The organism is Shimazuella sp. NTD247, from assembly GCF_059510415.1.
In genome coordinates, this window is the sequence record NZ_JCAJZU010000020.1 from 1 (window position 1) to 2,678 (window position 2,678).

4 protein-coding genes are annotated in these 2,678 nt (G+C 36.3%); 1 reads left to right on the top strand and 3 read right to left on the bottom strand.

Going from position 1 to position 2,678, the window contains the following annotated elements; genetic code table 11:
* Positions 1-134 precede the first annotated feature (134 nt).
* A complete protein-coding gene (locus AC5WOC_RS21120; protein ID WP_496057406.1) occupies positions 135-1,349 on the top strand; it encodes a M20 metallopeptidase family protein in 1,215 nt (404 codons plus the stop codon).
* Between the two features lie 69 nt (positions 1,350-1,418).
* Here AC5WOC_RS21120 and AC5WOC_RS21125 read toward each other — a convergent pair whose 3' ends face one another.
* The 3 genes from AC5WOC_RS21125 to AC5WOC_RS21135 form a co-directional block, all read right to left on the bottom strand.
* Positions 1,419-1,862, bottom strand: a complete 444-nt coding sequence (locus tag AC5WOC_RS21125) for a M67 family metallopeptidase (RefSeq protein ID WP_496057407.1) — start codon at positions 1,860-1,862, stop codon at positions 1,419-1,421.
* Entirely contained in the window at positions 1,840-2,022 is a 183-nt protein-coding gene (locus AC5WOC_RS21130) for a hypothetical protein (RefSeq protein ID WP_496057408.1), read from the bottom strand. The genes AC5WOC_RS21125 and AC5WOC_RS21130 overlap by 23 nt, the downstream gene beginning before the upstream one ends.
* 85 nt (positions 2,023-2,107) lie before the next feature.
* On the bottom strand, positions 2,108-2,678 hold a 571-nt coding region (locus AC5WOC_RS21135; protein ID WP_496057409.1), incomplete at its 5' end, for a hypothetical protein.

Below are 2,678 nucleotides of genomic sequence, written 5' to 3' on the forward strand. Positions count from 1 at the left end.
TTTAATTTGGCATTAAAGCGTTGTAATCCTTGTATTTAAAGGGATTGATATGCATAAGAAGCATTTTTATGTGTTTTTTGAATAAACGAAATGGTTGTATAATGGATGTAATCTCATTAGAAAAAGGTGAACACATGAACCGCTTAGAAAGGCTGTCAGAAACGTCTCAATCCAAATGGTATCAATGGATGTCACGTCACTTTTACTACTTGCATCAGCATCCAGAACTCTCCTTTCAGGAGACGAATACCATTCAATACATCGCCACTATACTTCAAAAAAATTTAGGTTTATTACCAAAATTCTACGATATCAACGGCGAGATTTTTGGAAAATCTGTCTATTCTCAGGCAATAAGTGCAACCTTCGGAAAAGGCGACAAAACTGTTATTTTCACAGCAGACTTCGATGCCCTTCCTATTGAAGAAGCGTTACCACTTTGGTATCGATCAAAATCAAGTGAAGTCATGCATGCATGCGGACATGATATGCACACATCTATCTTGCTTGGTATTGCTTGGTGGTTAAAGCAAAACGAAGATTTGCTCAACTGTCGTGTAGTGCTTCTATTCCGTCCTGCTGAAGAGTTGAACGGAGCATCTTTCCTTGTTAAATCTGAAAAATTACTTGAAGATCTCGGCGATAATGCTATCTGTTTTGGACTACATGTCTATCCGGAATTACCAGCTGGAAAGATATCTACATGTCCTGGATTAATTAATTATTCAGCGGAATTTCTAAAAATTGTAGTCAATGGGAGAGGAGGACATACCGCTCGACCTGAACATGCATATAGTTCCCTCACCAAGATGGGAGAAATATTATTTAAGTTACCAATAGCTGTAACAGAAGAATTCCCGGAGGCAGTCATCGCATTTGGTCAGGCACATGGCGGCAGTAAAGGAAATATTATACCTGAATCCGCTTGGATTGAAGGTTCTTTGCGTGCTCCAGATTTGCAAATACACAACAGAGCACGATTAGCAATCGAACGTTTTATCAAGACAATGGAAAACGAAACAGTAAAACTGGATTTAAAAAATAGTGGTGTCCCACTGCTTCCACCAGTAATCAATAACGCCGCTTTAGTAGAAGATTCTTTATCCGTGTCTGAGTATTTTCCTTGGATCAAAGTACAACATACCGAATCCAGTAGAGGAGCAGACGACATCTCATGGTTTTCTGAATTAGGTTTTCCATTGCATTTCTTTCGCCTAGGAACCAGACCTGAGAAGCAGACGCAAGTATATGATCTACATTCTCCACATTTCGAAGCTGATCCGCGAGCCTTATTGACAGGAGTATATTTTCAACTTTATCAACTAATCCGCTATATGAACAAAATTTAATTCAAAAAAGCTCTTTACAAAAGAGCTTTTTTGATATCACTCTTATGGATACTGCTTCTCTTGTTTCCATCATGATTCTAATTTCGATCTCTGCCTATGCGAGATTAGAGTTACTACTCCTTTCGAAATATGAAAGCATGAAACTTCTGGTGGTATTTTCAACAAAGAAACAATTACATAAGCCACCTCAGGATAAGAAGCATGAATCACATCTCCTAATGAAGGATAAGCGATACTCGTAGGATGAGAATGATAAATTCCTACTAATTGTTCACCCTTGTCTTGTATCAGTCTAAATACACTATCTATTTGCTTCTCATCCATTTGAAAATGATTGGGACTTCGTAAAACATTCGTCATTGGCCAATGAGTATGTGCCATATTTTTTGTTCCTGATAAAAGGCCACATGCCTCTATCGGTTTTTGTCCTAAACAGTGAGCAATCATACCTTGATACACATGTTGTAAAAAAATAATTCCTTCTTTTTGATTAATCTGTAGCTCTTTTCCCACAGCATCCACCGCGGCGTTGCGTTTGTTGCCGATTCGATTTATCTTGAGAAGGCTGTTGAATCGGTCTTACAAATTCATTTTTAGAAGAGTCTTCATTCCATGGCTGACCTTGTCTTTTTGTTGGTCTAAAACTTTGCCATTGTATATAGCGTTGATCCATCTAACTATCTCCTTTCCTTAAATAGACAATAAAATCTGTATTATCTTATTCATATGTGCTCCAGACGTGCTGTCACCATAAGAAATTAGTCATCCGTTTTCTTCTTCTGTTGAGTTGTATAATTAACCTCATATGGAACTTGATGATTACGCAAAAACTTATTATTTTGATCTTCTTTCACTTGAAACTCTGGAGGAAGTTGATAAGATTTCGATGTTTTACTTAATTTCGATGATGTAGCATTATCCTTGGATCTATCACTTGCATCAATATCTTTATTCAACTTAACCTTTGAAGTTTCTCCTTGATTTTGTTGGTTTCTCAATTGTTCCATCTGTGTTTGGAAATTTGTCGTGAGTAACTGAATTTGTTGAGCCATTGCTTCTCTTTCTTGTAGAAATTGTCTTTCTTTTTCTTTTAGTTCCTCTTCTAACTTTTGATATTCCGAATTTAACTGTTCTTCATTTGATCGCGATTTTTTTTCTATCTTTAGCTTTAATTTTAGTAGTTGATCTTGTGACTCCTGATTCTCAGCTTGCAATTGTTGGTTTTTTTGTTCCTTTTCTTCTAGCGATTTTTTCAAATCGAATACTTTATCATCTGATTTTTTTTGATTGATTCGTATTTCTTTTTGATATTTCTTTACTTTTGATATC

What these genes read in the sequence shown, in the direction of transcription:
- AC5WOC_RS21130 (WP_496057408.1), bottom strand. Translation starts at nt 2,022, where the DNA reads ATGGATCAACGCTATATACAATGGCAAAGTTTTAGACCAACAAAAAGA.
- AC5WOC_RS21120 (WP_496057406.1), top strand. Translation starts at nt 135, where the DNA reads ATGAACCGCTTAGAAAGGCTGTCAGAAACGTCTCAATCCAAATGGTAT.